The sequence below is a fragment of the Nocardia sp. NPDC059236 genome, assembly GCF_042754085.1.
In the GTDB taxonomy this organism is placed as follows: domain Bacteria; phylum Actinomycetota; class Actinomycetes; order Mycobacteriales; family Mycobacteriaceae; genus Nocardia.
In genome coordinates this window covers 1-26,418 of the sequence record NZ_JBHZAF010000014.1, presented here as the reverse complement: position 1 = coordinate 26,418, position 26,418 = coordinate 1, and the positions used below count along the sequence as shown (strand labels likewise).

Genomic DNA, 26,418 nt, shown 5'->3' with positions numbered 1-26,418 from the left:
TTGCACGGCGATCACACGACGCAACCGGGGCGGCCGTGCCGGTCTCGGCTCGCGACGTTCAGCAGCTGCAATCGCATCCGCAGCAGTCACAGTCGCAGCAGTCGCCGTCGCAGCAATCGCAATCACACCCGCCGCAATTGCAGTCGCAGCAGCCGTGTCCGTCGCAGCAGCCGCCACCGCCACCCGCGGCGTGGTGATGGCCGCCGCCGCAGTTGCAGTTGCTACAGCAGTCGCAGCAGTCGCAGTCGCAGCGGTCGATCCACGGCGCCTTGTGATGCCCGCTGCACGGGCGGGTGTGCCACTTGAAACACGCATAACCGGTGCAGTACTGGGTGCCGATGATCCCCAGCCCCTCGAGCAGGCTCGGCCGCTGCATCGGCGGTCCTCCCGGCCCGGGCGGCACCAGCCCCGGCTGCGGCGTGAACGGCGCGCCCGGCTGCCACGGCGGCTGAAACTGCGGCTCCGGGCCGGGATACTGCGGTCCGCCGGGCCCGGAGTAGTGCGGTCCGGGACCCGGCTGCCAGGGCTGCCCGCCGCGCGGTGCCGCCTCGGATGCCGTCGCGGAGTGCGTGCGACAGGTGTGGGTGGTGCAGGTGTGCGCGATGCCCGCGGCCCGGCCCAGCTTGCGGACCACGCCTCCCAGCGGGTCGAGCAGGATCCAGCGGACCGTGGCGGCGCGGTCCAGGGCGACGCGGGCGAGGGCCGCGCGCAGGAGTGAATTCGATTCGGCCACAAGGGCGTGCGCCTGTTCCGGGGTGGTTCCGGTGGCCGACAGCGGGTTGAAGTGACCCTCGGCATCGTCCGCGTCGAGGTCTTCGAGCGCGTCGGCCAGGTGCGCGATACGGCCGAAATGCCATCCCGCCGCACGCAGGGCGTCGGCGTTCTCGGGCCGGTTCGCGAGAATCGCGGTGTGCGCGAACAATTCCGCCGCGCAGAGCTGGGTCGGCGCGGTCAGCTCGGCGAGCGTGCTCTCGGGTGAATTCTCCAGCCGCAGCTGCGATTCGATCGCGGCGATCAGCGGTTCGACGTCGAGGCCGAGGGGCTCGGCGGCGGCGCGCGCCCGGGTGTGCCACCGGGTGGAGACGCGGGCGAGCGGGCGGCGCGCCAGGCGGTGGGCATCGCCGTCGTCGACATGGTCGCGAATCTTGGCCGCGCCCAGCAGCAGTGAGGCGGTCGCGGCGAGGCGCACGCCGGGCGCGTCGGCGGCGACCACCTCGGCGCGGCGCATGCCGCGCAATGGGCAGGGGCCCGCGCCGGTGCGGGCGGGCGGCTCGGATTGCTGTGCCTCGGTGAGTATTTCGAGGACGATGGCATCGGTATTGGTCGCCGCGCGCGCGAGCTGGCCGTGGCCGTCACGCAAACCCAGGCAGAGACCGCACAGGTGGGTCTGCCAGGCCGACGGGTCGATACCGTGCCGCGCCGCACTGTGCGCACACGGCTTCAGCAAGCCGAACAACGACGATCCCCATCCCCGGCCGAAGCGGCCGTCCTGCAACACGATCGCAGCGAACTGTGGCAGCCGAGAGGCGCGGCGGCAAGTCGGCCGGGCGATGGACGGTCCGGGCGCCGGGTCAGACCGGTTCGGTCTTCTTCTTGCTGCCGGACAGACCGCGCCAGGCCAGATCGTCGAGCAGGTTCACGGCCTCGGCCATATCGATCTGCCCGCTGGCGACCCGGTCGGCGATGGCCTCGCCCGCGCCGATCACGGCCACCGAAACCACCTCGAAATTGGTGCTCGGTTCGGCGTATTTGGCGCTGGATTCCAACAGCTTCGCGGTGAGTTCGATGACCCGGTCGCGGCTGTTGGCGATCTCGGAGGCGAAGGGCTGCTGGCCCAGCGCCTGCCGGTAGAGGACCTGCCACGACAGCCGGTTCTGGTCCACGTAGGACAGGAAGGCCTCCAGGCCCGCGCGCAGCTGCTCGTGCGGGGTGAGCTTGGGGTTGCCCGCGACCGCGACCGCCTCGATGAACCGCATGCTCTCGCGGTGGATGCAGGCGCGGAAGAGCTCGTCCTTGGATCCGTAGTAGAGGTACAGCATCGGCTTGGAGATCTTCGCCTCGGCGGCGATGGCGTCCATGGAGGTGTCGTGGTACCCCTTGCGCGAGAAGACCTCCACGGCGGCGTCGAGCATCTGCTGCTCGCGCACCGCGCGAGGAAGCCGTTTCGTTCCGCCTGCCATTCACTCTCCTAAGACCGGACAGTCGACGCTCTCGACGAGCGTCGAAGTCCTTATCTTACTCCATGGTAAGTTCCATGAGCGTGAATTGCCGGTCCTTCGCCAATACCGCGCTCAACAGCGCTTTCGCGCCGCGGCGGGCCGATCCGTGAGATGTACTCGAAACCGGAAGTTTGCTCAGCAGTGCGGCGCGGAGCCCTTGAACTTTGCCATGCGAAGGACCGAGGCATCCACCTGGGCTCCCGGTAAGCGGCCGCTGCTGACCGCGTCGACGAGCCGGTCGAGCACCTTCGGCACCGCGTCCGTGGTGATCCACAGCGCATTGTCGGCGCCCGCGACCAGGGCGGCCTCCACCGCGTCCTCGATGCTCATGCGATTGGTGATGGCCGCCATGCCGCCCAGATCGTCGGTGAAGATGACGCCGTCGAAGGGTGCTGCGCCGTAGCCGGTGCCCTGCCGCAGCAGTGCCATGGCCTGCGGGCTGATGCTGGCCGGCACATTCGGGGTGGTGAGCCCAGGCACGTCCAGGTGGCCGACCATGACCGCCGCACCCGAATCGACCAGCTGCCGGAACGGCACCAGGTCCTTGTTCTGCAGCTGATCCAGTGGCGGGGTCTGCACCGCGCCGGTGTGCGAGTCGCCCGAGCCCGAACCGTGGCCCGGGAAGTGCTTCATGACGCTGCCCACCCCGGCGTCCTTGAAGGCCCGGATGAACGCGCCCGCGTACTGCACCACCACGTCCGGGTCGTCGGAGAAGGAGCGGTCGCCGATCACCGAATCGTCGGGCTGGCTGCTGACATCGGCGTCGGGCGCGAAGTCCACGGTCACGCCGAGCGCCTTCAGCTTCTGCGCCCGGTCCAGGCTGAAGGTGTAGAACTCGTCCGGGCTCATGGTCTGCGCGATCACCCGGGACGAGGGCGCGGCCCCGATCAGGTCCTTGGCGCGTGAGACCCGCCCGCCCTCCTCGTCGATGGTCACCATGAGCGGTGTCCGCGAGGCCTTCTGGACCGCGTCCACCTGGTGCTGGGCCAGCATGGCCTTGTCGGTCCAGCTGCCGATGAAGATGCCGCCGATCTGCTCGGTCTTCACCACGTTCTCGGCATCGGCCTCGCCGGTGACGCCGACGGTGAGCAGCTGCGCCAGCTTCTGCCGCAGCGTGAACTGCGACAGGTAGCCGGCCGCGCAATCCTGCTGTGCCGGAGTCGTGGCAGGCGGTGCGATGGTGGTGGTGCTGCTCGGGGATCCGCTGCTGGTCTGCGCGGATTGAGTGGACGAGTTGTCGCTGCTGGAACAGCCGGACAGCACGAGTGCGGTCACCGCGACGACGATTCCCGGTACAAGGCGCATGCCCCGACCGTAGCCGGAGTTCTTCGATCTCCCGCCATCGACACCGGGTGCGCCACCGCGTGTGGCGCATTCACCCCTGCGGTAGCTCATGATGACCACCGAAGGCCTGGCGCATGGCAGAAAGCACCTTGTCGGCGTAGAGCCCCTCGCCGCGGGAGGAAAAGCGCTGGAACAGGGCCGCGGACAGGACGGGGGCGGGCACGCCCTCGTCGATGGCGGCATCGAGGGTCCAGCGACCCTCGCCCGAATCGGAGACGCGGCCGCCGAAGGAATCGAGGTTCGGGTCGGCGTAGAGCTCGGCGGCGGTGAGGTCGAGCAGCCAGGAGGCGACCACCGAACCACGCCGCCACACCTCGGTGACCTCGGGTACGTCGATGTCGTAGCGGTAGTACTCGGGGTGTTCGAGCGGGGTGACCTCCGCGGAGTGCTCGGTGTCCTGGTGCTCGCCGGCATCGGCCCGGTGGAGGATGTTGAGGCCCTCCGCGTACGCGGCCATCGCGCCGTACTCGATCCCGTTGTGCACCATCTTCACGAAGTGCCCCGCACCCGCGGGGCCGCAGTGCAGGTAGCCCTGTTCGGCGGTGGAGGGCGTACCGGTGCGGCCGGGGGTGCGCGGCGCGGCGTCCACGCCGGGCGCGATCGACTTCAGCAGCGGGTCCAGGTGGGCGACGGTGTCGTTCTCGCCGCCGATCATCAGGCAGAAGCCGCGCTCGAGCCCGAACACGCCGCCCGAGGTGCCGATGTCCACGTAGTGGATGCCCTTGGGCCGCAGGGCCTTCGCCCGCGCGATGTCCTCGTGGTAGCGGCTGTTGCCGCCGTCGATGATGATGTCGCCGGGTTCCAGCAGCCCGGCCAGCGTGTCGATGACCGCACCGGTGGCGCCCGCCGGGATCATCACCCACACCACGCGCGGGGCGGTGAGCATGGCCACGAACTTGGGGAGTTCGGTGCTGCCCTGGAAACTGTCGCCGAGTTCGGCGGAGAGTTCCTCGATGTGCTCCGGGTGGCGTTCGTAGCCGACGGCGGTATGCCCGTCCCGCACGATCCGGCGCACGATATTCGCGCCCATCCGGCCGAGTCCGATCATTCCGAGCTCCATGAGTGGTCTCCTCGCGTCGTACGGTTCCGATCCGTCTCGATTGTCCCCCCAGCGGTGGGCCGCGAAATTTTTTCCACTCGGGCGGAACGGTGTGTAACGCCCTGGAATGGGTGTCGATAGAAGGGATGGCTCCGTGCTGTTGCCAGACCCCCGACCCGGCAACCGCACGGAGCTCTATTTTTGCCCCCGATTATCGTTGCAGAAAATTTGCTAACAGTTGAGTGGGATGATCGTGAGCGGCGGAGTTCCTGGCATTTTCTGACTTCTGAACTCGAAAATCCCCCGCCGCATTGAGATTGCCCCGAGTGTGCTGCTGGTTGCGGCGGGGATCGGATGCCTCATGGACCGAGCAGCCGTGAGGTTCATGCCCGGGAAGTTCGGGGCAACCGTTCGGCATCGGTTGTGGATAGCGTTCTGAGGCATTCATTTTTCAGTACGACAGACGGGTACCCCATGGACTGGCTGGCTCACTTCATCCTCGGCTTCATCAGCACCATCTCCGCCTCCGCCTCGGGTGAGCACTGGTAGACCGCCTCCGAAGAAACGCCGAAAAGCGATGCGGCCCGGAAGATTCCGGGCCGCATCGCTTGGTACTGGGGGTTCGGGGGCACAGCCCCCGGGACCCTGCGTCAGAAGGCCGCTTCGTCCAGCTCCATGATGTCGTTGTCCAGGTTGGACAGGACGGTGCGGATCGAGGTCAGCTCCGGCAGCACGTTGCGGGCGAAGAACTGCGCGGTGGCGATCTTGCCCTGGTAGAACGGCTCGTTGGAGCCGTTGTCGAGGGCGTTGATGGCGACCTCGGCCTGGGCCAGCAGCAGCCAGCCGATGATCAGGTCGCCGACGGCCAGCAGGAAGCGGACCGAGCCCAGGCCGACCTTGTAGAGCTCCTTCGGGTCCTGCTGGGCGCCCATCAGGTGCCCGGTCAGGGTGGCGGCCATGCCCTGCACGTCCTCGAGGGCGGTGGCCAGCAGCTTGCGCTCGGCCTTCAGGCGGCCGTTGCCACCCTCACGCTCGATGAACTTCTGCACCTGGCCGGCCACGTGGGCCAGCGCCACGCCGCGGTCGCGGGCGATCTTGCGGAAGAAGAAGTCCTGCGCCTGGATGGCGGTGGTGCCCTCGTACAGCGAGTCGATCTTGGCGTCGCGGATGTACTGCTCGATCGGGTAGTCCTGCAGGAAGCCGGAGCCACCGAAGGTCTGCAGCGAGTCGGTCAGGTACTGGTAGGCCCGCTCGGAACCGACACCCTTGACGATCGGCAGCAGCAGGTCGTTGACGCGGAACGCGGTGTCCTTGTCGGCGCCCGAGACCAGCTCGGCGATGTCGGCGTTCTGGTGCGCGGCGGTGTACAGGTACACGGCGCGCAGGCCCTCGGCGTACGCCTTCTGCATGGCCAGCGAACGACGCACGTCCGGGTGGTGGGTGATGGTGACGCGCGGGGCGCTCTTGTCGGTCATCTGGGTCAGGTCGGCGCCCTGCACACGGGTCTTGGCGTACTCGAGCGCGTTCAGGTAACCGGTCGACAGGGTGGCGATGGCCTTGGTGCCCACCATCATTCGCGCGTTCTCGATGACGTCGAACATCTGCGCGATGCCGTTGTGGACCTCGCCCACCAGCCAGCCCTTGGCCGGAACGCCGTGGCCGCCGAAGGTGACCTCACAGGTGGCCGAGACCTTGATGCCCATCTTGTGCTCGACATTGGTGACGAACACGCCGTTGCGCTCACCCAGGGTGTCGGTGTCGAAGTCGAAGTGGAACTTCGGCACGTAGAACAGCGACAGGCCCTTGGTGCCCGCGCCGGCGCCCTCGGGGCGGGCCAGCACCAGGTGCATGATGTTCTCGAACAGGTCGTCGGAGTCGCCCGAGGTGATGAAGCGCTTGACGCCCTCGATGTGCCAGGAGCCGTCCTCCTGCTGGATCGCCTTGGTGCGGCCGGCGCCGACGTCGGAGCCCGCGTCGGGCTCGGTCAGCACCATGGTGGCGCCCCAGTTGCGGTCGGCGATCTTCTGAGCCCACTTCTTCTGCTCATCGGTGCCGTTGTTGTAGAAGACCTGCGCGAAACCCGCACCGGCGGCGTACATCTGGGCCGGCGGGTTGGCGCCGAGGACCATCTCGCCCAGGGCCCAGCCGATAACGGACGGGGCACCGAGGCCGCCCAGCTCCTCGCGGACCGGAACCTTGGACCAGCCGCCGTCCTCGAGGGCGCGGTAGGACTTCTTGAAGGAGTCGGGGAGGGTGACCGTGTGGGTCTCCGGGTCGAAGGTCGGCGGGTTGCGGTCGCCGTCGACGAACGAATCCGCCAGCGGGCCCTCGGCCAGACGTCGGACCTCGTTCAGCATCTCCTTGACGGTGTCGGCGTCGAGGTCGCCGTAGGCGCCCGCGTCGAGCAGCTTCTGGATGCCGAGGAACTCGAAGAGGTTGAACTCGAGGTCGCGAACGTTGCTCTTGTAGTGACCCATGGTCGTACTCACTCTCCATTGAGATGGGTGCGGTTCGGTGTGTGCCGTTCCCGCCCGTTAGGTCTCCACCGGGTAGACACCGTAAAGCAGCGCTACTGGCGGGTAACTTATGCGCCATGTTACCGACCGGTAAGAGGTGCGCCAAGGTCATCACGGCCGAATGTGACTGAAAGCACGCGAGTTGCCGGGACCCGGGGTTGCCGGGCTCGTCGCGGCCTGGTCGATCGAGGTCCGGCGGCGGTGGCGCGGTCCGCCGGTGTGCCGCGCGAGCCCGGTCCGTGCCCCTGACTACGGTGCCTATATGCGCATCGAGACGAGTGCCGGACCGGCGGAGGTGGAGATCGAGCGGCGCGGGCGGGCGAAGCCGCGGTTCCTGCTCGTGCTCACCCATGGCGCCGGCGGCGGCGTCGAGGCGAAAGACATACTGGCCCTGCGGGATTCGGCGGTGGAAATGGGCGGCGCGGTGGCGCTGGTGACCCAGCCGTATCGGGTGGCGGGGCGGCGCGCGCCGGGCAAGGCCGACGTGCAGGACGCGGCGTGGCTGGAAATCATTGCGGCACTGCGGAAGAAGGTGCGTGGGGTGCCGCTGGTCCAGGGTGGGCGCAGCAATGGCGCGCGGGTGGCGTGCCGGACCGCGCGGGCGGCCGGGGCACGGGGCGTGGTCGCGCTGTCGTTCCCCCTGCATCCGCCGGGCAAACCCGAGAAGTCGCGCCGCGAGGAACTGCTCGCTCCCGGGGACATCGAGGTCGTCGTGGTCAACGGCGCCCGCGACCCGTTCGGCATCCCGGAGGCCGCCGACGCGACCGAGGTGCATGTCATTGCGGGACAGGCGCATTCGTATCGGGCGGGGTTCGAGGAGATCGTCGCCGTGCTCGCGCCGTGGCTGGAGCGCTGGTCCGCGAGCTGAACGCCGCACCGGGTCAGCGCGCTCTGCCCAGGTAGCCGAGGAGATCGTCGACCAGATCGGCGGGGTCGGCGTGGCCCTTGCCGTTCGCGTCGAGGTGGCCCGAGGAGGCGAGGTCGGCGGCGCCGTGGGCCAGGGCGCGGACCAGTGAGGCCATCCGTTCGGTATCCCCGCCAGGCAGGCTGCCCGCGGCCTGCGCCTGCCCGACCAGGGCGATCAGGGCGTTCTGCGCATTGCGGCCGGTTTCGGCGAGCTCGGGCGTCTCGTCGGCCCAGCGGCCGAAGACGAGCTTGAAGCGGGCGGGGTGCTCGAGCGCCCAGGCGATATAGCCGTGCAGGACCCCGCGCAGCATCTCGACGGGTTCCGGGTGTTCCTGGACGATGCGGGCGAAATCCGTTGCGCGCTCGGATAGTTCGCGGGCGGCGACCGCCGCGAGCAGGGCTTCCTTGTTGGCGAAGTGCTTGTACGGCGCGTTGTGCGAGACGCCCGCGCCATTGCCGACCTCGCGCAGTGTGACGGCCTCGACCCCGCCGGCGTCGAGCAGGCGGAGTGCGGAATCGAGCAGCACGGTGCGAGTGGACGGCGGCATCGGTCCATCGTAGTCGGCGGTTGACAACGTCAACCTGTGTGCTTAGGTTGACGTTGTCAACCTAGGAGGGAGCGGGTATGGACCGGGGAACAACGGCCGTCGTCACGGGCTCGACGAACGGCATCGGAGAAGCGATCGCACGACAGTTGGCCGGCCTGGGAGCGGAAGTGGTGCTGGTTGGGCGGGACCGCGGCCGATTGAACGCCGCACAGCAGCGGATCCGGACGGCCGTTCCGCAGGCCGTGCTGCGAGGCGAACTCGCCGATCTGTCACTGCTGGCCGACGTGCGTCAGCTCGCGGATCGCCTGCGCGACAGTCGAATCGACATTCTGATCAGCAATGCGGCGGTGGTCGCCCACCTCGGCGACCACACGCCCGAGGGCCTGCAGCGCACGCTGGTCACCAACCATCTGGCGCCGTACCTGCTGCTGCGCACGCTCGGCGAGAACCTTGCCGACGCAGGACGATCCGCGCGGCTGGTGGTGGTCGGGGCCTCACCGACGGCCCTGCGGCGAGTGCCCGCCGATCTGGACGATCTGGGTTTCGAGAATGCGCGCGCGCTCGGATTCCCGCCCAGTTTCCGGCCTTTCGTGGCCTACGGGCGCACCAAGAACATGAACGCGATGTTCGTCTACAGCCTGGCCGAGCGTCTGGCGGGCACCGGCGTCACCGTCAACGGCGCGCATCCGGGCATCATCCGGCACACCGGGCTGGGCCGGGAGTCCGCGCGCGGGCTGCTGCGGGCCTTCGCCTGGTCGCAGTGGATCAATCCGATGCTGCCCGGTCCGGATGCCGGGGCGGACACCCCGGTCTGGCTGGCCACCTCGCCGGACCTGAACGGCATCACCGGGCGATTCTTCGTGCGCCGCAAGGATGTTCCGACCGCCGCGCACACCACCGACCCCGACCGCCGCGCACGGCTGTGGGCGGAGAGCGCGCGGCTCACCGGAATTGCGGTCCGCAGCTAGCGTGGGGTGCCGTCAGGAGAGGTCGAGCGCCGGCGGCTGCGGGGCCTCGAGTGCGAGCGGCTCGTCCCGGGGTTCCGGCGCGAGTCTGGTCGCCACCACCAGGGCGTCGATGGCGTCGCGGTCCTCGGTGGGGCGGTGCACGCGGTCGGCGATGCGGATGCGGATATCGGGCTCGGCGGGGGACAGGTCGGCGAGGATGTCGGCCGGGGTGAAGGTCCGGGCCGGATCCTGCTCGCCGCCATAGCCTTCCGCCAGGTTCAGGGTGTCATTGCCGATCACCAGCAGGGTGCCCTCGGGGGAGAGCATCTCGGTCGCGCGCAGCAGCAGGGCGCGGCGGTCCGCGGCGGGCAGGTGCAGGAAGGCGAACAGGATGAGCTCGTAGGGTCCGGTGATGCCGGCGGCGTCCAGCTGCATGACATTCGCGTGGATCCAGTGGATGCGCCCGCGCACCGAGCGCGACAGCCGCGAGGCGACGGTCCGGCCCTTGTCGATGCCGGTCTGGGAGAAGTCGACGGCGTCCACCCGCCAGCCGTGGGTGGCCAGCCACAGCGCGTTCCGGCCCTCACCGCACCCCAGGTCCAGCACCCGCGGCAGCTCCGGCTGCGGCTCGCCGATCCCGCCGCCGACCGGCGCCCGCCGCTCCAGCCCGAAGACCTGTTCGACCACCGTGGCATTCGGAGGTGCGCCCCACACCAATTCGGTATTGGCGTAGTGCTCGTCCCATTCGGCGGCATCCATGGGGACGAGTCTATGAGCTGTGCGCCGAGACGAGTTCGGCCGCGAACACGGAGGCGTTCGCGGCCGGGTGTCTCATCGGGGTTTCCCGAGAATTGAGTTTTCTACAGCGTGGTGTGCATCAGCAGCACGTTGTACTGGCTGTGGACCGTGGTGAGGAAGTACAGGTCACGCCCGGTCTGGTACGGGAAGATGTACGGCGCGTACGCCGTCGGCAGTTCCCGCGTGTCGATGAGCACCGACGGTGCGCTCCAAGGACCTTCGGGACTCGGCGAGGTGTACATGACCACCGAGTTCCACGGATCCGTGGTGAGCATGACGTACTGGCCCAGGTAGTCGTTCCACTGCACCGACATCTCCGCCATGCCGCCGCCGATCACCGGCTGCGCCGCATTGACGTCCTTCTGCCACTTGCCGCCGTCCCAGTACTCGTACGCGCCCATATCGGTGACCGCCCCTTCGGGGACGCGGGCGACGTATGCCGGGTGGTTGCGACCGGATGCGGTGCCGAACTCGTAGAGGAACCCGTCGCGCTTGACGAAGGCGTTCATCTGGAAGTTCGCGTTGCCGCCGTCGTCGGGGCGGCGGGTGGCGGGCAGCTCCACCCAGTTCTCGCCGTTGTCGCCGGACACCGCGAGGCTGGAGTAGTTGGTGGTCCACTCGCCCACATCGTCCCAGCTCTTCACCGACATCAGGCTCATGAACTGGGTGCCGCCGACCGAGACGCCCGCGGTGGGGATGCGGCTGATCTCGATGAACGGGATCTTCGGGCTGGGGATCAGATCCCGCGCCTGGCCGAAGATGTCGCGCACCACCGAGTCGAAATAGATGCCGTTCGCAGGGTCCTGGGTGTGTGAGCGCAGCAGGATGTTCGAACGCCACGCCCAGGTGCTACCGACCAGCAGATTCGGCAGGCCCAGGCCGGCGGTGTCACCGAATGCGGTGAGCATCTCGCCGTTCCCGTCGTCCCACATGATGCCCAGGTCGGTCCCGAGCACGTTGTAGGTCTGGGTGTTGTTGGGGCTGGCCATTCCGGTGACCTGGAAGACCGCCTTGGTGCGGCCCGGCAGCTGCGGCAAACCGTTCGAGCCGTTCAGCACCGGAATCGGGTTGATTGCATTCGGATTGGCTGCAGCCGGCATGGTCACGGTAAGGAGCAAGGCCGTGGCACCTGCTATCGCGGAAAGCAGCAGCGGGGCGGTCTTGGTCAATGCGGTGCTTCCTCCGGGTCTCGCCGAATAATGCGCGGACCACACCGTATGTGACGGGCCGCACAATGCGTTCGACTCGTTGGCAAAGTGTGAAAATGCTAACAGCCATACCCGAAATTCGGGGCTTGCAAACCGGTTTATTTGCCGTGAATTCGCTTACTTTCCATTCCTACCATGCTCGAGCGCCTGCTTCAGGATGAGCGGCAGCTGCGTGGCGCGTTCCACGGCCAGGGTCCGGCGCACCGACGCGTGCCAGGAGCGGTCGAACAGTTTCTTGGCGCTCGCCACCGCCTGCGGGGAGCGGGCGGCGATGCGGTCGGCCAGTTTCTCGGCGGCCGCGCGCGGGTCGGCGGTGACCTCGGTGACCAGGCCGATGCGCGCGGCGTAGGCGGCGTCGACCGGATCGGCGGTCATGGTGAGCAGCAGCGCCTGATCGAGGCCGATGAGCCGGGACAGGGTGGCCGCGCCGGTCATGTCCGGGATCAGCCCGTGCTTGGCCTCCATGACCGCGAACTCCGAATCCGGTGTGACGAACCGGAAATCGGCGGCCAGCGCGATCTGTAGTCCGCCGCCGTAGCAGCGCCCGTGCACCACGGCGATCACCGGCTGCGGCAGTCGCCGCCAGGCCCAGCAGGCCTCCTGGAAGGTATTGGTGCCGCGCCAGGGCAGTGGGACGAAGTTGCGCACCACGTCCAGCGGATTGCCCATGGCCTTGGCGATATCCAAACCGGAGCTGAAGCTGGGTCCGTTGCCGGACAGGATGACGGCGCGAATGTCGGAGCGCTTCCCGATGATCCCGGCGACCCGGACCAGCTCGTTCAGCATGTCGATGGTCAGGCCGTTGTGCTTGTCCGGCCGGTCCAGGGCCACGTACGCCCGGTCGCCGTCGAAGGTGAGGGAAACGTTGTGGCTCACGGTCTTTCCTTATCCGAGCTGGTCCAGGAGCAGGCGCGCACAGCCGGCCGGATCGTCGAAGAAGGGCGTATGGCCGCTGCCGTGCAGGGTGACGTGCCGCGCGCCGGGCAGTTCCGCGCGGGCGCGCCGGGACTGCGTGGCGTACGTGAGCAGAATGTCACGGTTGCCCCAGGCGATGGTGATCGGGATGTCGCCGAGGGCGGTGCGGTCGGGGAGCCGGAAGTCGGTGAAGGAGGCCAGCGCGGCATCGAAGCCCGCCGCGCCGAGCAGGCCCTCGACGGTGTCCACGGCCACTTGGGCGTCGATCGCCCAGGGCTTGCCGAACACCAGCCCGAGGAAAGTGGAACGGCCGACGATGTTTCCGAGCACCGCGGGCACGGCCGGATGCAGCACCCTGGAGAGCTGTTTGGCGCGGCCCAGCGCCTGCTGGCACCAGACGCGGCCCGCGGTGTCCCAGAACGCGATGGGGGAGTAGGCGGTGACCGAGCGCGCCAGGCCCCGCGCGGCCAGGTCCAGCACGATGCCGCCGCCCATGGAATTGCCTGCCAGATGCGGATTCTCGATGCCCTCGGCGGCGAGGAAATCGACCAGGGCATCGGCGAGGGTGGAGACGGTGGTGTGCTCGATCGGTGCGCTGTCGCCGAATCCGGGCAGGTCCACCGCGATCACGTCGAAGGATTCGGCCAGGGCGCCGATGATCGGCTCCCACACCTGCCAGCGGCTGCCGACGCCGTGCACGAGCACGAGGGGGTCGCCGCTGCCGGTCCGGTAATGGTTCAACTTCGTCATGCGCGACTCTCCCCTGTCCTGATCCCCTGCGAGTCTCACCCTACAGTTGTTGACGTGTCGCCAACAGGCGGGAAAACTCTGCTCCGGCGGTACGATAAAAGGTATGGCAACCCGGAAAGTGACACTGTCGCTGGACGAGGCGGCCTGGTCCTATGCACAGGACGCCGCCGCTCGCGCGGGCATGTCGCCGTCGGCGTGGATTTCCCGCGCCGCGCGCCGCGAAGCCGTGCGGCTGGGGTGCGGCCCGGTGCCGGACCCGGTCGAACTCGCCGCGGCCGACGAGGCGGAACAGCTCGCCGCCGAAAAGGAGCTGCGTGCGCAGGGGTGAACTCTGGGTCTACCACCCGCACGGCACCACCCGAACCCGCACCATCATCCTCATCTCGAGCGACGGCATCAACGAGTCGCCGCGCCCCTGGCTGATCGCCGCCGAGGTCGAGGCCGGGGATCCCCGGGACATCCTGGCCGTGCCCATTCCCGGCCACGGCTGGGTCCACGCCGGCAATCTGGGCCGCATCTATCGGGGCTGGTTGGAGCGTCGCATCGCCGAAGTCGACAGCGAAACGGCCGAGCGAATCGACACAGCGCTGCGCGCCGCCATGGATCTGTGAGAGGGTGCCTGCGGCAGTTCTCCCGTCGAACCTCGAGAGTAGAGGCACCAGTGCGCATTTCCTTGTTGGCCGCCGCGCTCGTCGCGCTTCCCCTGCTGGCCGCGTGCGGCGGCAGCGGCGACAAGCCCGCCGATGTCACCCAGGCTGATGTGTCCAAATCCCTGCAGGCCGGTGGTCTCGAAGCCAAGTTCGCCGACTGCGCCGCGAAAGTCTTCGTGGACCAGGGTATTTCGCAGGACGGACTGCGTCGCATGATCAAGAACGACGCCAAGTCCGGCAATGTGACGGACATGGAGTCGGCCGGTATGAGCAAGGACGACACGGACAAGGCGCAGGCCGCGGCCACCAAGATCGTCACCGCCTGCATGCAGTCGGCGCAGTAGCGCCCCGGTCACCGCGGTAGCGCGATCGCCAGGGGCCTTGGTGGCCCGCGGTTTTCGATCTCCGCTTGTTAACTCCCGGGTGCCGGTGTGCAATCTCAGCATCGACCGGGATCGGCCCGGCGTCCGGGAGGGATCACAAATGCGGAAATTCGTCGTCGTGGTGGCGCTGCTGGCGCTGCCGCTGCTGTCCGCGTGCAGCAATGACCAGCAATCGGCCACCCCCGCCACCACGACCGCGGTGACGGCCACCTCGGCGGCCGCGACCAGCGTGTCCGGCGCGCCCACCACCTCGGCGGGGGCGACCACCAGCCCGGGCGGCAGCGCGCTGACCGCCGAGCAGATCTCGAAAGCCTTGCAGGACAAGGGCAAACTCAGTCAGCCGACCGCGGACTGTGTCGCCAATATCTACCTTCAGGAAGGCCTGTCGGACAGCGGCATCCAGAAGATCATCGACAGCGCCAACGGCACCAACCCGGCCAAGGTCAGCCTCGGCACCGAGGATCTGATCAAGGCGGGCAAGGCCACCAAGCGAATCGCCACGGAGTGCGTCAAGTAGCGCGATGACATGCGGAAAGTCCTGCTGTGACATGTAAAAGGCCCCCGTCCGTAGGACGGGGGCCTTTCACATGGAGCCGGTGACGGGAATCGAACCCGCAATTCGACCTTGGGAAGGTAGCGTGTTGCCACTACACCACACCGGCGCGGTCCTGCTTGCGCACGCGACTCTATCAGACCACTTCTCACCCGGTGCAAATTCTCGGATCTCCTCGCAGGTCGCGGGCGAGTGAGTGCGGGTGTGTCCACACCCCAGGTCCCCGTGTCCGGGGCGACGCGCCGAAGATCGCGGAGCTCTTTCGCAGAAGCAGCTGGTTCCGCGTACGGGCGGTCGTAGACTGGCCCGCAGGGTCGAAAACCCGTCCACCACAGGAAGTTTGGATGCGCTGAACGTTAGCTGAAGCGTGCGCTCGGTGCTCCTGCTCGGCGGTCGAGGAGGACGTATGACCGCGGTGCCCGCTCGTGAAGTTCCCGAGCTCGAACCCGTGCGGCCATTTCCACGGCGGATGGGACCCCAGGGGTCGTATCTGTGGAAGGCCATCACCACCACCGATCCCAAAATGCTCGGGAACATGTACCTGTTCACTGCCATGGCGTTCTTCCTGGTCGGCGGCCTGATGGCGCTGCTGATGCGGACGGAGCTGGCGCGGCCGGGCATGCAGTTCCTGACGCCGGAACAGTTCAACCAGCTGTTCACCATGCACGGCACCATCATGCTGCTGTTCTATGCGACGCCCATCGTCTTCGGATTCGCCAATGCGGTGCTGCCGCTCCAGATCGGCGCGCCGGATGTCGCCTTTCCGCGGTTGAACGCGCTCAGCTACTGGCTCTACCTGTTCGGGGCCACCATGGCGACCGCCGGATTCATCACGCCGGGCGGCGCGGCGGACTTCGGCTGGACCGCCTACACCCCGCTCAGCCTGGCCGAACACGCACCGGGCGTGGGCGCGGACCTGTGGATCATGGGCGTGGCGGTGTCCGGCGTCGGCACCATCCTGGGCGGGGTCAATATGATCACCACGGTCATCTGCCTGCGCTGCCCCGGCATGACCATGTGGCGCATGCCCATCTTCACCTGGAATATCCTGGTCACGAGTGTGCTTGTGCTGCTGGCGTTTCCGATTCTCACCGCGGCGCTCATGGGCCTGGAGGTGGACCGGCACCTGGGCGGACACATCTACGACTCGGCCAATGGCGGGGTCATCCTCTACCAGCATCTGTTCTGGTTCTTCGGGCATCCCGAGGTCTATATCGTGGCGCTGCCGTTCTTCGGCATCGTGACCGAGATCTTCCCGGTGTTCAGCCGCAAGCCGCTGTTCGGCTACACCACGCTGGTGTACGCGACGCTGGCCATCGGCGCGCTGTCCATCGCGGTATGGGCACACCACATGTACGCGACGGGATCGGTGCTGCTGCCGTTCTTCTCGTTCATGACCTTCCTCATCGCGGTGCCGACGGGGGTGAAGTTCTTCAACTGGGTCGGCACCATGTGGCGCGGGCAGCTGACCTTCGAGACACCCATGCTGTTCTCGGTGGGCTTCCTGGTGACATTCCTCTTCGGCGGGCTCTCGGGCGTCATCCTGGCCTCGCCGCCGCTGGACTTCCACGTCTCGGACACGTATTTCGTTGTGGCGCATTTCCATTACGTGCTGTTCGGCACCATCGTGTTCGCCACCTTCGCCGGCATCTACTTCTGGTTCCCCAAGATGACCGGGCGGCTGCTGGACGAACGGCTCGGGAAACTGCATTTCTGGACCACGTTCCTTGGTTTCCACACCACGTTCCTGGTGCAGCACTGGCTGGGTAACCAGGGCATGCCGCGCCGCTACGCGGATTACCTGCCGAGCGACGGATTCACCACGCTCAATACCGTTTCCACCATCGGCTCGTTCATCCTCGGATTCTCGATGGTCACGTTCGTGTGGAATGTCTTCAAGAGCTACCGCTACGGCGAAGTGGTAACCGTCGACGACCCGTGGGGTTACGGTAATTCCCTGGAATGGGCCACCACCTGCCCGCCGCCCCGGCACAACTTCTACGAACTGCCGCGCATCCGCTCCGAGCGCCCGGCATTCGAACTGCATTACCCGCACATGGTCCCCCGCATGCGCGCCGAGGCCCACGCCACCTGGGGACTGCGTAAACCGAAACAGGTCATCGAGGTGTCCACGCAGGAAAACCCGCCGGTAGAGTACTGAAAGTTCGCGGCCCGTCTCGTTCTGGACTGAGCGGAGCGACGGAGCGCAGCGGAGGAGCAGAGGGAGGGACGAACGAGACCTTGGGGGCCGCGAACCGCCCGGAGCGAAGCGGAGGGCAAAATGGCACAGTGCTGCTTAGTGATCGCGACATCCGTAAGGAAATCGCCAATGGACGTCTCGGGGTCGAGCCGTTCGACGAGAAGCTGGTGCAGCCGTCGAGTATCGATGTGCGGCTGGACAGTCTCTTCCGGGTGTTCAACAACACCCGCTACACGCATATCGATCCGGCGCAGCGGCAGGACGAGCTGACCACCCTGGTGGAACCGGCCGCGGGGGAGCCGTTCGTGCTGCATCCCGGCGAATTCGTGCTCGGCTCCACGCTCGAGGTGTGCTCGCTGCCCGACGATCTGGCCGGCCGGCTGGAGGGCAAGTCCAGCCTGGGCCGCCTGGGCCTGCTGACCCACTCCACCGCGGGCTTCATCGATCCCGGATTCAGCGGGCACATCACGCTGGAACTGTCGAATGTGGCGAACCTGCCGATCACCCTGTGGCCCGGCATGAAAATCGGGCAGCTGTGTCTTATCCGGCTCACCAGTCCGGCCGAGCACCCGTACGGCAGTGCCGCGGCGGGCTCGAAATATCAGGGTCAGCGGGGGCCGACACCGTCGCGGGCCTATCTGAATTTTCCCGTGTCCAAGTGAGTTGCATTACGGGGTAGCGGTTTCGACCCGGCGCTCGGCGTAATTCGGCCGCTGCCTGGACAGTTGACCGTCGTCCGTGGCGCGAATACGCCGCCCGATGGGCGGGTACGCGGGTGTACGGATGGCCCGGTACGTCGTAAGGTGGCGACGACGGGTGTGTGTCGACGAGATGGGCAGCGGATGAGTTCGGTTCTGGGAGTTTCGGTGGGGGCGGGCGCGGTTCGCGTCGCACGTCCGTTCACCGGCGATTCCGCCGAACAGGCCGCACGCAATTTCGGCGCGCCCCCGCAGCAGCGATACGCCCGGGCCCGCAGCGGATTCGACGGCCCGCCGGACGCGTTCGACGTGCAGGCGGTGCCGGTCGGGGAACGCCGGGTCGACGAGCTGGTCGCCGACGCGGTCGGGGCGGTGCTCGCCGCGGATTCGCGGATCAGCGCCACCGCCATCGCCTACCGGGACGAGAATCACGCGCGGGCCATCCGGGCCGAGCTGGCGCGGCGGCAGTTCACCAATTACGAGCTGGTGCCCGACGTGGTGGCGGCGCTGGAATTCCTCGAATACTCCGGGGAGCTGCAGGGTTTCGGCACCGTCGCGCTCTATGACCTAGGCGCGTCCGGGTTGTCGGTGACGGTCGTCGATACCGGCACCCGGCAGGTCTGCTTCAGCGAACGCACCAGCGATATCAGCGGCGACTACCTCGACGCGCTGATCCGCGAACAGCAGATCGCCTCCGGGCGAATCGCACATCCGCCGGACCACACCGGGCTCATCGCGCTCGACAAGCTCTGCCGCGAGGCCAAGGAGCAGCTCTCCAGCAGCAGCGCGGTGGCACTGCCCTCCACCGAGGGCCTGGTGCTGCTGTCGCAGGAGAACTTCGAGGCCCTCATCATGCTGGCCGTCGAATCCTCCGCACGCATGACGCGCGATGTCATCCTGCGCTCCGAGCAGCCGGTGCAGGCGGTCGCCCTGCTCGGCGGCTGCGCCCAGATTCCGCTGGTGGCAAAGGTTTTACGACGCTGGCTGGGTGTCCCCGTCATCGTCCCGGCCGCCCCCGACACCGTGGTCACCCGCGGCGCGGCCATGCTGGCCCGCCCGGTCCTGCACCGGCCCGCACCCGCGCCGTTCCCCACCGCCCCGCGCGAGGACGCCGTACCCACACCCTCGGAGCCCAGCCAGTCCTGGCCGGCCCACCCGGGTGCGGCGGAGAAATTCGGCCGCCGCCGTGAGGTCAGCCTGGCCGGCGTCGCCGTCGGCGCGCTCGTCGTGGTGGCCGCCATCGGCATCACCCTCGGCTGGGGATCCCAAGTCCTGACCCATGATTCGCAGCGCCAGGACGCCGTCACCAGCTCGGTCCCGGCCAGCACCACCCGCCCCGCCACCGAACCCGCGGCCGCGTCGCCCACCACCACCACCGACGCCACCAACGAGTCCCTGGCCGCACCCCAGCCTCACCTCTACACCACCACCACCGAGGCCCCCACCACCACGCCCGGCCCGAACACCATCACGATCATCCCGGGCCTCCCGCCCGTGGTCGTCCCCACCCTCCCCCCGCTCTTCCCCCCGGCCCCGCCCCAGCAGGCGCGCTGACGTCCTTCGCTCCCTGTCGAGCCCGAAAGCCGTTGTGGGCCAGACTCATCGAAAAGAGCCGAGTCCGCCCCGTCGACTGCCAGGAGGGGCGGACTCGGTGGTGCGAGGACCGGCTGCGTTCAGTCCTCGCTTTCCGCTCCCACCGCCAGAGCTGTCGTGATGATCGCCGACAGGGGTGGGAGTTCGGAATCACGTGCGGGTGGCGTCACCCAGTGGCAGCCCTCGCGCGTCCAGCGGCCGAGGCCGGTGGGGAGCATGACCGCGCTGCCGATGGCCGGAATGCCGATATCGAGCCGGTTGAGCGCCATCATGATCTGGTCGCCGGGCCGCGAATCCGGTTCGGCCAGAAAGCTCCAGCGAATCTGCCGGGCCAGCATGGGCCCGCCGCAGCGTTGCTGTTGCAGTGCGCCGCGCACCATTTCGGCCCGCGCGACCGGTAGGTGTAGCACCCCGATCTGCGCGGTGACGGGAAGCATGACGAATCCGCCGCGTTCGATGACCGGCAGCCCGAACTCGTGCCGGTAGTAGGAAACCCAGTCCTCGACTGTCCTGAGCCTGTCCGCGTTCACGTCCCCGCCTCCTTCCCCCGGTCACCAGGGTCGCCTGCCGGGGGCCACGGTGAGAACGCCCGTACACCCGCATTCCGCTGCCTTTCCGCCGCCACTATTACCGGTGCGTATAACGCCTGGTACCGAGAAGGTTTCGGATGTGGTCGCGGCCACTTTCCGCTCGTACCCTGGAGTTCGGAGTTCGTTCGGAAGGGATGGCACCGTGGTCCGGCACTGGTCAGGCAAAGAGGCCCGGGCCCTCCGCGATGCCAAACGCATGAGTATCCGGGAGTTCGCCGCCCACCTGGGTGTGCACGAACGACTGGTCTCGAAATGGGAGGCCGGGGGCGATCGGGTGCATCCCCGCCCCATCAATCAGGCCGCCCTCGATACTTCCCTTGCCAGGTCCGACGATGTTGTGCGGGCACGGTTCGCGGCCTTGATCGACCAGCCCTTGATCGACCGCCCCGCCGTTCCCGGTTTCGATGTGCGCCAAGGCGGTTCCGAGTTTCGGAGCGGGATGCCGGCGCAGGCCAGTTATTCCAGCGACGCGGAACTGCTGGCACTCGTCGATACGGGTGCGATGAGGGGCGATGCGTTAGCGGCGATTTCGGAGAGGGATCTGATCATGGCGGCTGCTCACGAAGCAAGCGAGCACGCGGGGAGGGCCGAGGGCACCAATGTGGGTGCGACCCTGCTGGAACAGCTCGATGCGGATGTCACGCGCATCGCCAACGATTACGTACACATGCCGCCGGTGCCGATGATGGTGGAGATGCTGCGGGTGCGGCGTCGGGTCTACCGGTTGCTGGAAGGCCATCAGCGTCCGTCCGATACGGCGCACCTGTACCTTTTGGCGGGCACCCTGTCCGGTCTGCTGGCGAATGCCAGTACGGATCTGGGCTATTTCGACGCGGCCGGTGAACAGGCAAGGGCCGCTTGGGCTTACGCCGAACTGTGCGAGCACGATCCGCTGCGCGCCTGGACCCGCGGCATGCAGGCGCTCATCGAGTACCGGTCCGAGCGGCCGCGCCGCGCGGTCCTGCTGGCCCAGAGCGGCCAGCGCTACGCCGAATCCGCGACCTCGCGGGTGCGGCTGCTGAACATCGAGGCCCGCATCTGGTCGCGGCTGGGCAGCACCGCCGACACCGAGCGCTGCATCCGCGCCGCCGACGACGCCCGCGACAGCGAATCCAGCGACAACCTGCACGACGACGTCGGCGGCGTGTTCGGGTTCGACCAGCCCAAGAGTCACTACTACGCCGGCGCCACCTATATCCATCTGGGCCAGGCCGAGCCCGCCCTGGACGCCACCAGCCGGGCCATCGACCTGTACGTGAACGGCCCGACCGACAAGCGCTCCTACGGCGCGGAGTCGCTGGCCCGGGTGGACAATGCGGCCGCCCACCTGATCAACGGCAGCCTCGACGGCGCCGCCGCTGCCCTGGAGCCGGTGCTGGAACTGGACGAGGACATGCGGATCGCGCAGTTGGAGGAACGGCTCAGCGCGGTGCGCCAGCGGCTGGCCGGCCCGGAGTTCCGGGACGCCGGTGAAGCGCAGGACCTGGACGAGAGGATCGAGGACTTCTGCGGCTCCACCGCCGCCCGCAGCGTGCTGCCGCCCGATACCTCGAGGTAGCCGCCCCGCTACCGTTCGGTAGCCCTGTGCTGGACACGAAGAAACCTGGTTGCGGGCGAATGGCACCATTAACGGGGTGAGCCCATCGAGTCACCTTCCGCATCGGTCCCCCCGCGTCCTGGAACAGTCCACCAAACTCCAGAACGTGCTCTACGAGATCCGGGGTCCGGTACACGCACACGCGGCACGGTTGGAGGCCGAGGGGCACCGGATTCTGAAGCTGAACATCGGCAATCCCGCGCCGTTCGGATTCGACGCGCCCGACGTCATCATGCGCGACATGATCGCGGCGCTGCCCTACGCGCAGGGCTACTCGGAGTCCAAGGGCATCCTGCCGGCGCGGCGGGCCATCTTCACCCGCTACGAATTGGTGCCCGGCTTCCCGGAATTCGATGTGGACGACGTCTACCTGGGCAACGGCGTCTCCGAGCTGATCACCATCGTCATGCAGGCGCTGCTCGACAATGGCGACGAGGTGCTCATCCCCGCACCGGACTATCCGCTGTGGACGGCCATGACCTCGCTCGCGGGCGGCACCCCGGTGCACTACCTGTGCGACGAGTCCAATGGCTGGCAGCCGGACATCGCCGACATGGAATCCAAGATCACCGACAAGACCAAGGCGATTGTCGTGATCAACCCCAACAACCCCACCGGCGCGGTGTACTCCGCGGAGGTGCTGCAGCAGGTGGTGGACCTGGCCCGCAAGCATCAGCTGCTGCTGCTGGCCGACGAGATCTACGACAAGATCCTCTACGACGGCGCCAAGCACGTCTCGCTGGCGACGCTCGCCCCGGACCTGCTGTGCCTCACCTTCAACGGCCTGTCCAAGGCGTACCGGGTGGCGGGCTACCGCTCGGGCTGGCTGGTCATCACCGGTCCCAAGGATCACGCGGGCGGCTTCCTGGAGGGCATCGACCTGCTGGCCTCCACCCGGCTGTGCCCGAATGTGCCCGCGCAGCATGCCATTCAGGTGGCGCTGGGCGGACATCAGAGCATCGACGATCTGGTGCTGCCGGGCGGGCGGCTGCTCGAGCAGCGGGATGTGGCCTGGGAGAAGCTCAATACCATTCCGGGCGTCTCGTGCGTGAAGCCCACCGGCGCGCTGTACGCGTTCCCGCGGCTGGACCCGGAAGTCCATGAGATCCACGACGATTCGAAGCTGGTGCTGGATCTGCTGCTGCAGGAGAAGATCCTGATGGTGCAGGGGACCGGGTTCAACTGGCCGCACCATGACCACTTGCGCATCGTCACGCTGCCCTGGGCCCGCGATCTCTCGGTCGCCATCGAGCGATTCGGGAACTTCCTCGCGAGCTATCGCCAGTAATTCCAGCCGGAAATTCTCGACCACCGAGTACGCGCGGGGTACGGCGGGGTACCGGCGCGCCTTCGCGAATACCCGGTCTGACCTGTGGTTATTCGGTCTTGTCCGCCTGTGGACACTCCTGCTCGGGGTGGATGGCGCGGGTGAGACCCTGGCTAAAACAAACCGCTGGTACGAAAAAGTTGGGTTTTTAGAGACTTAGCTAGCGCAAAGAACCGTCTTTTGTGTACAGTGGTCCTCGGCACTCAGGTGCCCGGCCGGACCGCCTACCCCCCCTGGGCCGTCCGGCCCTGGTTAGCCGGCCTACCCCCCCTGGGCCGCTGACCCGGGCGGCGGAGACATCCCCCTGCTCTCCGCCGCCCCTCCCGCTCCCCCGCCTCCCCGCGTATTTAGCGGACAGCTTGGAGCCGTTGTCGGTTTCGCATCCGTGCCTGCGTTGGGAGCCGAGATGATTTTGGGGGTGCCCGGTGAGTTACCCCGAACGTTGCGAAATCAGTTGTCGCCTTGGGGGTCGGGAAGAAACCTTCGTTTGACGGGCGGGGCGAACCTCTCAGCATGTCAGGAATGGTTTTCGTTTAGGCTCTGCGGGTGAGCGATCACCAGCACTCTCATCACCATCATCATGACCACTCCGGACCCATTGCTATTGGGACGAATGCGGCCCGTGTCGTTGTCGGGCTATTGGCGGTGATCGGGGTGGCGGTGGCTGTTGGGCTGGTTTGGCTTTGGCCTAGTTCTCAGCACATCGATATTCCGTTGCCCATGCAGAATGGGGGCGGGGGTGCGGTGCACTCCGAGGCGGGGACCGTGGTCAAGCAGGATCTCGGGCCCTGTGGGGATGTGTCGAACGGGAAGGTCTTCACTGTCGAGCCGGAGTTGCTCGCGGCGGCTCAGCGGCAGTGTGCGCGGAGTGTGATCTCGATCGATTCGGGGGCGGACAAGGGGAGTTGGACGGTCTTCGTCAATTCGCCTACGCCGGATCAGCCGAATTTGAGTGTGGGGGACAAGATTCGGATTGTGCCGCAGGCGGCGCCGAAGACGCCGCAGGATCCGGGTGGGGCGACGCTGTACTCGTTCGATGATTTCGCGCGTGGGTTGCCGTTGAGCATCATCGGGATCGTTTTCGCGGTGGTCATCATCGCGGTGGCGCGGTGGCGGGGGTTGCGGGCGTTGATCGGGCTCGTCATCGCATTCGGGGTGCTGGTGATGTTCCTGCTGCCGGCGCTGCTGGACGGGAAACCGGCGATACCGGTGGCGTTGGTCGCGGGGGCGGTGATCCTTTACTCCGTGTTGTATCTGGCGCACGGGGTGAATCTGCGCACCAGTTCGGCATTGCTGGGGACGCTGACCTCGATGGTGCTGGCGGCGGTGCTGTCCTGGGTGTCGTTGAAGGTCACCCATCTCACCGGGTTGTCCGAAGAGCAGAACACCAATGTCGCCGCCTACATCCAGCACGTGAGCATTACCGGGCTGCTACTGGCCGGATTCATCATCGGCTCGCTCGGTGTGCTCAACGATGTCACCATCACCCAGGCCTCGGCCGCCTTCGAGCTGGCGGCGCTGGACCAGCAGGCCAACCGCCGCAGCATCTTCTCCGCGGCCATGCGGGTCGGCCGGGACCATATCGCCAGTACCGTCTACACCCTGGTGCTCGCCTACGCCGGTGGAGCGCTGCCGCTGCTGCTGCTGTTCAGCGTGGCCGGACGGCCCATGCGGGACGTGCTGACCGGCGACGCGGTGGGCATCGAGATCGCGCGGTCGGCGGTCGGCGGTATCGCGCTGGCCCTGTCGGTGCCGCTCACCACCGCCATCGCGGTACTGCTGGCCCGGCCGCTGGGCGCCAAGCCGGCCGAGGTGCGCGCGGGTGCGGGCGCCAAGCGGACGCGAAGTGCGGGGGCGCAACGGAATACGCCGCGCCGCGCGGGTGGGCCGCGCACCGGATCCCGGCCCGCGATGCGTAGTGCCGGCGAGTACGCCTCGGGATCGCAACCTGTGGTGCGCCGAGGTGCTCAGCAGAGCGGACCGTACAGCGGGGAGCAACAGGCCGTGCCGAGAACCGGTGCACAACAGCGGGATTCGTGGACCGGGGAACAGCCGGTGGCGCGAACCGGTGCCCAGCCCGGCGTGTCCGGTGGGAGTGAGCCGCCGACGGTGCCGAGAACCGGTGTGGTGCAGCCGAATCCGAATCCGCCGGAGGAGCGGCAGTACACGACCTCGTCGTGGTTCAATCCGAGCGAGCCGTGGTCGGATTCGGGAACGCGGGGCCAGGCCCGGCAGCAGGATCAGGGGCGGCAGCAGGATCAGGGCTTCTCCGATGATCAGGGATGGCCGCCCGAGCCGCCGCGTGGCGGACGGCACTCCCGGTCCTGATTTCTGGGCGGCGACCGTCAGTGCGTGTTCCGCGCCGCCTCACAGAGCGCCGATACGCCGTCGGCGTCCGTGGCGAAATGATCGAAGCCACTGGGCACTCCGAATTCGGCGAAGGAGACCTCGGAGTCGGACTGCGGGCGGCCGGGCACCGGAATGCGCACGGCCGCATGCAGATCGCGGGTTCCGGTCAGCTCGATCACCCGGCGGGCATTGTCGGCCCGCAGGCCGCCGCAGGCCATCACGTCGATGCGGCCGTCGGCCAGCGTCACCAGCCGGCCGATCAGGGCCGCGCCGTCGAGCACCGACTCCTGGCGGCCCGAGGTGAGCAACCGGGTGAAGCCCAGCTCCAGCAATTGGTCGAAACCCGCATACGGATCCGCGCACACATCGAACGCGCGGTGGAAGGTGACCTCCAGCTCGTCCGCGGCGGCCAGCAGCTCGGTATTGGCGGCCGGGTCGACATGGCCGTCCTCGTCGAGGACGCCGATCACCACCCCGTGCGCACCCGCCGCCCGCACCCGCTCGATATCGGTGCGCATCAGCGCCACCTCGTCGGCCGAGTAGCGGAAATCGCCCGGTCGCGGCCGGATCAGCACGTGCACCTGCGTGTGCCCCGCCGCCTCGACCGCCGCCTCGATGAGCGCCGGCCCGGGTGTGAGTCCCCCGACCGTGAGCCCCGTACACAATTCCACCCGTGCGGCCCCCGCCTGTTCGGCGATCCGGACCCCGTCCAGAGACTCCACCCCGATCTCGACCCGCACCGCCCGCGCATCCGTCATACCTTGCAGTATGGCGAACTCCGGCCCGTCATGTTGCCTGAGATTAGCCAACGGGCTGCGAATGGCCCGTGAATTGCCGCCGCAGCGCCCCGGCGAATCGGCGCGAACGGGCTGGTACGCGGCGGGAACGACGAGGGCGGCGCTACCACTCGGTAGCGCCGCCCACGTCGATCAGGTTCGGCTGCCCGCTGTTTCGGGCCGGGGCCTAGTTCTTCCGGCCCGGAGCCTTCATGCCCGACTTGAAGCCGAGGCCACCCGGCTTGGCGGCCGGCGGCTTGGCCGCGCCATTGCCCTCCGAGGTGCCATTGCCCTCCGTCGCGGCCGTAGCGGCCGGGGCGGCGGGCTCGGCGGCCGGAGCCGGAGCGGCCTCGGCCGGAGCCGAATCCGCCGGAGCCGCAGGCGCTTCCGGAGCCGGAGCGGCGGCCGGGGCCGCGGCGCCGGGAGCCTTCGGGCCGGGGCGCTTGAGGCCGGACTTCATGGCCAGACCCTTGGGCGCGATGGACGGCTTGGCCTCGGCGGCCGGAGCCGAC

23 protein-coding genes, 1 tRNA gene and 2 pseudogenes are annotated in these 26,418 nt (G+C 67.9%); 12 read left to right on the top strand and 14 right to left on the bottom strand.

The window, feature by feature from the left end; genetic code table 11:
* Window positions 1-58: 58 nt before the first annotated feature.
* The 5 genes from ACFXIV_RS31295 to ACFXIV_RS31275 form a co-directional block, all read right to left on the bottom strand.
* Window positions 59-1,456 (bottom strand): DUF5685 family protein, encoded by a 1,398-nt coding sequence (locus ACFXIV_RS31295; protein WP_379404244.1) that lies wholly within the window; start codon window positions 1,454-1,456, stop codon window positions 59-61.
* 115 nt (window positions 1,457-1,571) lie between these two features.
* Window positions 1,572-2,180, bottom strand: a complete 609-nt coding sequence (locus ACFXIV_RS31290; RefSeq protein WP_379404246.1) for a TetR/AcrR family transcriptional regulator — start codon at window positions 2,178-2,180, stop codon at window positions 1,572-1,574.
* Between the two features lie 174 nt (window positions 2,181-2,354).
* Window positions 2,355-3,524: a glycoside hydrolase family 3 N-terminal domain-containing protein gene (locus ACFXIV_RS31285; protein ID WP_379404248.1), complete on the bottom strand. Its 1,170-nt coding sequence runs from the start codon at window positions 3,522-3,524 to the stop codon at window positions 2,355-2,357.
* Between the two features lie 70 nt (window positions 3,525-3,594).
* Entirely contained in the window at window positions 3,595-4,623 is a 1,029-nt protein-coding gene (gene gnd, locus ACFXIV_RS31280) for a phosphogluconate dehydrogenase (NAD(+)-dependent, decarboxylating) (protein ID WP_379404250.1), read from the bottom strand.
* Between the two features lie 629 nt (window positions 4,624-5,252).
* Window positions 5,253-7,079, bottom strand: coding sequence for an acyl-CoA dehydrogenase (locus tag ACFXIV_RS31275; RefSeq protein ID WP_379404252.1), 1,827 nt, complete (start codon window positions 7,077-7,079; stop codon window positions 5,253-5,255).
* Between the two features lie 301 nt (window positions 7,080-7,380).
* On the opposite strand from ACFXIV_RS31275, the gene ACFXIV_RS31270 reads away from it, so the two are divergent.
* Entirely contained in the window at window positions 7,381-7,986 is a 606-nt protein-coding gene (locus ACFXIV_RS31270; RefSeq protein ID WP_379404253.1) for an alpha/beta family hydrolase, read from the top strand.
* Window positions 7,987-7,999: 13 nt separating this feature from the next.
* Here ACFXIV_RS31270 and ACFXIV_RS31265 read toward each other — a convergent pair whose 3' ends face one another.
* Window positions 8,000-8,572 (bottom strand): TetR/AcrR family transcriptional regulator, encoded by a 573-nt coding sequence (locus ACFXIV_RS31265; RefSeq protein ID WP_379404255.1) that lies wholly within the window; start codon window positions 8,570-8,572, stop codon window positions 8,000-8,002.
* 77 nt (window positions 8,573-8,649) lie between these two features.
* Here ACFXIV_RS31265 and ACFXIV_RS31260 point away from each other — a divergent pair, with 77 nt between their 5' ends.
* A complete protein-coding gene (locus ACFXIV_RS31260) occupies window positions 8,650-9,540 on the top strand; it encodes an SDR family NAD(P)-dependent oxidoreductase (protein ID WP_379404257.1) in 891 nt (296 codons plus the stop codon).
* A 12-nt stretch (window positions 9,541-9,552) separates the two neighbouring features.
* On the opposite strand, the gene ACFXIV_RS31255 is transcribed toward ACFXIV_RS31260, so the two are convergent.
* From ACFXIV_RS31255 to ACFXIV_RS31240, 4 genes are all read right to left on the bottom strand, one after another.
* Window positions 9,553-10,278, bottom strand: a complete 726-nt coding sequence (locus tag ACFXIV_RS31255) for a class I SAM-dependent methyltransferase (protein ID WP_379404258.1) — start codon at window positions 10,276-10,278, stop codon at window positions 9,553-9,555.
* A gap of 101 nt (window positions 10,279-10,379) precedes the next feature.
* Entirely contained in the window at window positions 10,380-11,486 is a 1,107-nt protein-coding gene (locus ACFXIV_RS31250) for a DUF4185 domain-containing protein (RefSeq protein WP_379404260.1), read from the bottom strand.
* 156 nt (window positions 11,487-11,642) lie between these two features.
* Window positions 11,643-12,401 (bottom strand): crotonase/enoyl-CoA hydratase family protein, encoded by a 759-nt coding sequence (locus tag ACFXIV_RS31245; protein WP_379404262.1) that lies wholly within the window; start codon window positions 12,399-12,401, stop codon window positions 11,643-11,645.
* 9 nt (window positions 12,402-12,410) lie between these two features.
* Complete coding sequence (locus tag ACFXIV_RS31240; RefSeq protein WP_379404264.1) at window positions 12,411-13,190, bottom strand: alpha/beta fold hydrolase; 780 nt, start codon at window positions 13,188-13,190, stop codon at window positions 12,411-12,413.
* A gap of 103 nt (window positions 13,191-13,293) precedes the next feature.
* Between ACFXIV_RS31240 and ACFXIV_RS31235 the strand changes: the two genes are divergently transcribed.
* The 4 genes from ACFXIV_RS31235 (at window position 13,294) to ACFXIV_RS31220 (ending at window position 14,740) form a co-directional block, all read left to right on the top strand.
* Window positions 13,294-13,518: a hypothetical protein gene (locus ACFXIV_RS31235; protein ID WP_379404266.1), complete on the top strand. Its 225-nt coding sequence runs from the start codon at window positions 13,294-13,296 to the stop codon at window positions 13,516-13,518.
* Window positions 13,505-13,801 carry a hypothetical protein gene (locus ACFXIV_RS31230; protein WP_364609652.1) on the top strand — a complete coding sequence of 99 codons (297 nt, stop codon included), beginning with the start codon at window positions 13,505-13,507 and terminating at the stop codon, window positions 13,799-13,801. Before ACFXIV_RS31235 ends, ACFXIV_RS31230 begins: the two co-directional genes overlap by 14 nt.
* Window positions 13,802-13,851: 50 nt before the next feature.
* Window positions 13,852-14,184, top strand: coding sequence for a hypothetical protein (locus ACFXIV_RS31225; RefSeq protein WP_354841288.1), 333 nt, complete (start codon window positions 13,852-13,854; stop codon window positions 14,182-14,184).
* A gap of 139 nt (window positions 14,185-14,323) precedes the next feature.
* Window positions 14,324-14,740, top strand: coding sequence for a hypothetical protein (locus ACFXIV_RS31220; protein ID WP_379404268.1), 417 nt, complete (start codon window positions 14,324-14,326; stop codon window positions 14,738-14,740).
* A 71-nt stretch (window positions 14,741-14,811) separates the two neighbouring features.
* On the opposite strand, the gene ACFXIV_RS31215 is transcribed toward ACFXIV_RS31220, so the two are convergent.
* A tRNA-Gly gene (locus tag ACFXIV_RS31215) sits at window positions 14,812-14,885 on the bottom strand.
* A gap of 297 nt (window positions 14,886-15,182) precedes the next feature.
* On the opposite strand from ACFXIV_RS31215, the gene ctaD reads away from it, so the two are divergent.
* The 3 genes from ctaD (at window position 15,183) to ACFXIV_RS31200 (ending at window position 19,228) form a co-directional block, all read left to right on the top strand.
* The gene (ctaD, locus tag ACFXIV_RS31210) at window positions 15,183-16,937 is read left to right on the top strand and encodes a cytochrome c oxidase subunit I (RefSeq protein WP_379404270.1); all 1,755 of its coding nucleotides are present in this window, start codon (window positions 15,183-15,185) and stop codon (window positions 16,935-16,937) included.
* A 128-nt stretch (window positions 16,938-17,065) separates the two neighbouring features.
* Window positions 17,066-17,638, top strand: coding sequence for a dCTP deaminase (dcd, locus tag ACFXIV_RS31205; protein WP_379404272.1), 573 nt, complete (start codon window positions 17,066-17,068; stop codon window positions 17,636-17,638).
* Between the two features lie 180 nt (window positions 17,639-17,818).
* The gene (locus ACFXIV_RS31200) at window positions 17,819-19,228 is read left to right on the top strand and encodes an Hsp70 family protein (RefSeq protein WP_379404274.1); all 1,410 of its coding nucleotides are present in this window, start codon (window positions 17,819-17,821) and stop codon (window positions 19,226-19,228) included.
* A 119-nt stretch (window positions 19,229-19,347) separates the two neighbouring features.
* On the opposite strand, the gene ACFXIV_RS31195 is transcribed toward ACFXIV_RS31200, so the two are convergent.
* Window positions 19,348-19,797 carry a hypothetical protein gene (locus ACFXIV_RS31195; RefSeq protein WP_379404276.1) on the bottom strand — a complete coding sequence of 150 codons (450 nt, stop codon included), beginning with the start codon at window positions 19,795-19,797 and terminating at the stop codon, window positions 19,348-19,350.
* 256 nt (window positions 19,798-20,053) lie between these two features.
* Here ACFXIV_RS31195 and ACFXIV_RS31190 point away from each other — a divergent pair, with 256 nt between their 5' ends.
* The 3 genes and pseudogenes from ACFXIV_RS31190 to ACFXIV_RS31180 all read left to right on the top strand — a co-directional run.
* Entirely contained in the window at window positions 20,054-21,415 is a 1,362-nt protein-coding gene (locus ACFXIV_RS31190; protein ID WP_379404278.1) for an XRE family transcriptional regulator, read from the top strand.
* Between the two features lie 67 nt (window positions 21,416-21,482).
* Complete coding sequence (locus ACFXIV_RS31185) at window positions 21,483-22,742, top strand: pyridoxal phosphate-dependent aminotransferase (protein WP_379390644.1); 1,260 nt, start codon at window positions 21,483-21,485, stop codon at window positions 22,740-22,742.
* Between the two features lie 585 nt (window positions 22,743-23,327).
* A pseudogene (locus ACFXIV_RS31180) lies at window positions 23,328-24,629 on the top strand (YibE/F family protein); the annotation flags it as partial.
* A 497-nt stretch (window positions 24,630-25,126) separates the two neighbouring features.
* Here the strand turns inward: ACFXIV_RS31180 and ACFXIV_RS31175 are convergent.
* The gene (locus ACFXIV_RS31175) at window positions 25,127-25,888 is read right to left on the bottom strand and encodes a copper homeostasis protein CutC (protein ID WP_379404280.1); all 762 of its coding nucleotides are present in this window, start codon (window positions 25,886-25,888) and stop codon (window positions 25,127-25,129) included.
* 205 nt (window positions 25,889-26,093) lie between these two features.
* Window positions 26,094-26,418 (bottom strand): annotated as a pseudogene (locus tag ACFXIV_RS31170) (Fe-S oxidoreductase); the annotation flags it as partial.

Coding starts and splice junctions, on each gene's coding strand:
- ACFXIV_RS31220 (WP_379404268.1), top strand. CDS start 14,324: ATGCGGAAATTCGTCGTCGTGGTGGCGCTGCTGGCGCTGCCGCTGCTG.
- ACFXIV_RS31200 (WP_379404274.1), top strand. CDS start 17,819: ATGAGTTCGGTTCTGGGAGTTTCGGTGGGGGCGGGCGCGGTTCGCGTC.
- ACFXIV_RS31290 (WP_379404246.1), bottom strand. CDS start 2,180: ATGGCAGGCGGAACGAAACGGCTTCCTCGCGCGGTGCGCGAGCAGCAG.
- ACFXIV_RS31270 (WP_379404253.1), top strand. CDS start 7,381: ATGCGCATCGAGACGAGTGCCGGACCGGCGGAGGTGGAGATCGAGCGG.
- ACFXIV_RS31275 (WP_379404252.1), bottom strand. CDS start 7,079: ATGGGTCACTACAAGAGCAACGTTCGCGACCTCGAGTTCAACCTCTTC.
- gnd (WP_379404250.1), bottom strand. CDS start 4,623: ATGGAGCTCGGAATGATCGGACTCGGCCGGATGGGCGCGAATATCGTG.
- ACFXIV_RS31175 (WP_379404280.1), bottom strand. CDS start 25,888: ATGACGGATGCGCGGGCGGTGCGGGTCGAGATCGGGGTGGAGTCTCTG.
- ctaD (WP_379404270.1), top strand. CDS start 15,183: ATGACCGCGGTGCCCGCTCGTGAAGTTCCCGAGCTCGAACCCGTGCGG.
- ACFXIV_RS31240 (WP_379404264.1), bottom strand. CDS start 13,190: ATGACGAAGTTGAACCATTACCGGACCGGCAGCGGCGACCCCCTCGTG.
- ACFXIV_RS31260 (WP_379404257.1), top strand. CDS start 8,650: ATGGACCGGGGAACAACGGCCGTCGTCACGGGCTCGACGAACGGCATC.
- ACFXIV_RS31265 (WP_379404255.1), bottom strand. CDS start 8,572: ATGCCGCCGTCCACTCGCACCGTGCTGCTCGATTCCGCACTCCGCCTG.
- ACFXIV_RS31285 (WP_379404248.1), bottom strand. CDS start 3,524: ATGCGCCTTGTACCGGGAATCGTCGTCGCGGTGACCGCACTCGTGCTG.
- ACFXIV_RS31235 (WP_379404266.1), top strand. CDS start 13,294: ATGGCAACCCGGAAAGTGACACTGTCGCTGGACGAGGCGGCCTGGTCC.
- ACFXIV_RS31255 (WP_379404258.1), bottom strand. CDS start 10,278: ATGGATGCCGCCGAATGGGACGAGCACTACGCCAATACCGAATTGGTG.
- ACFXIV_RS31190 (WP_379404278.1), top strand. CDS start 20,054: ATGAGTATCCGGGAGTTCGCCGCCCACCTGGGTGTGCACGAACGACTG.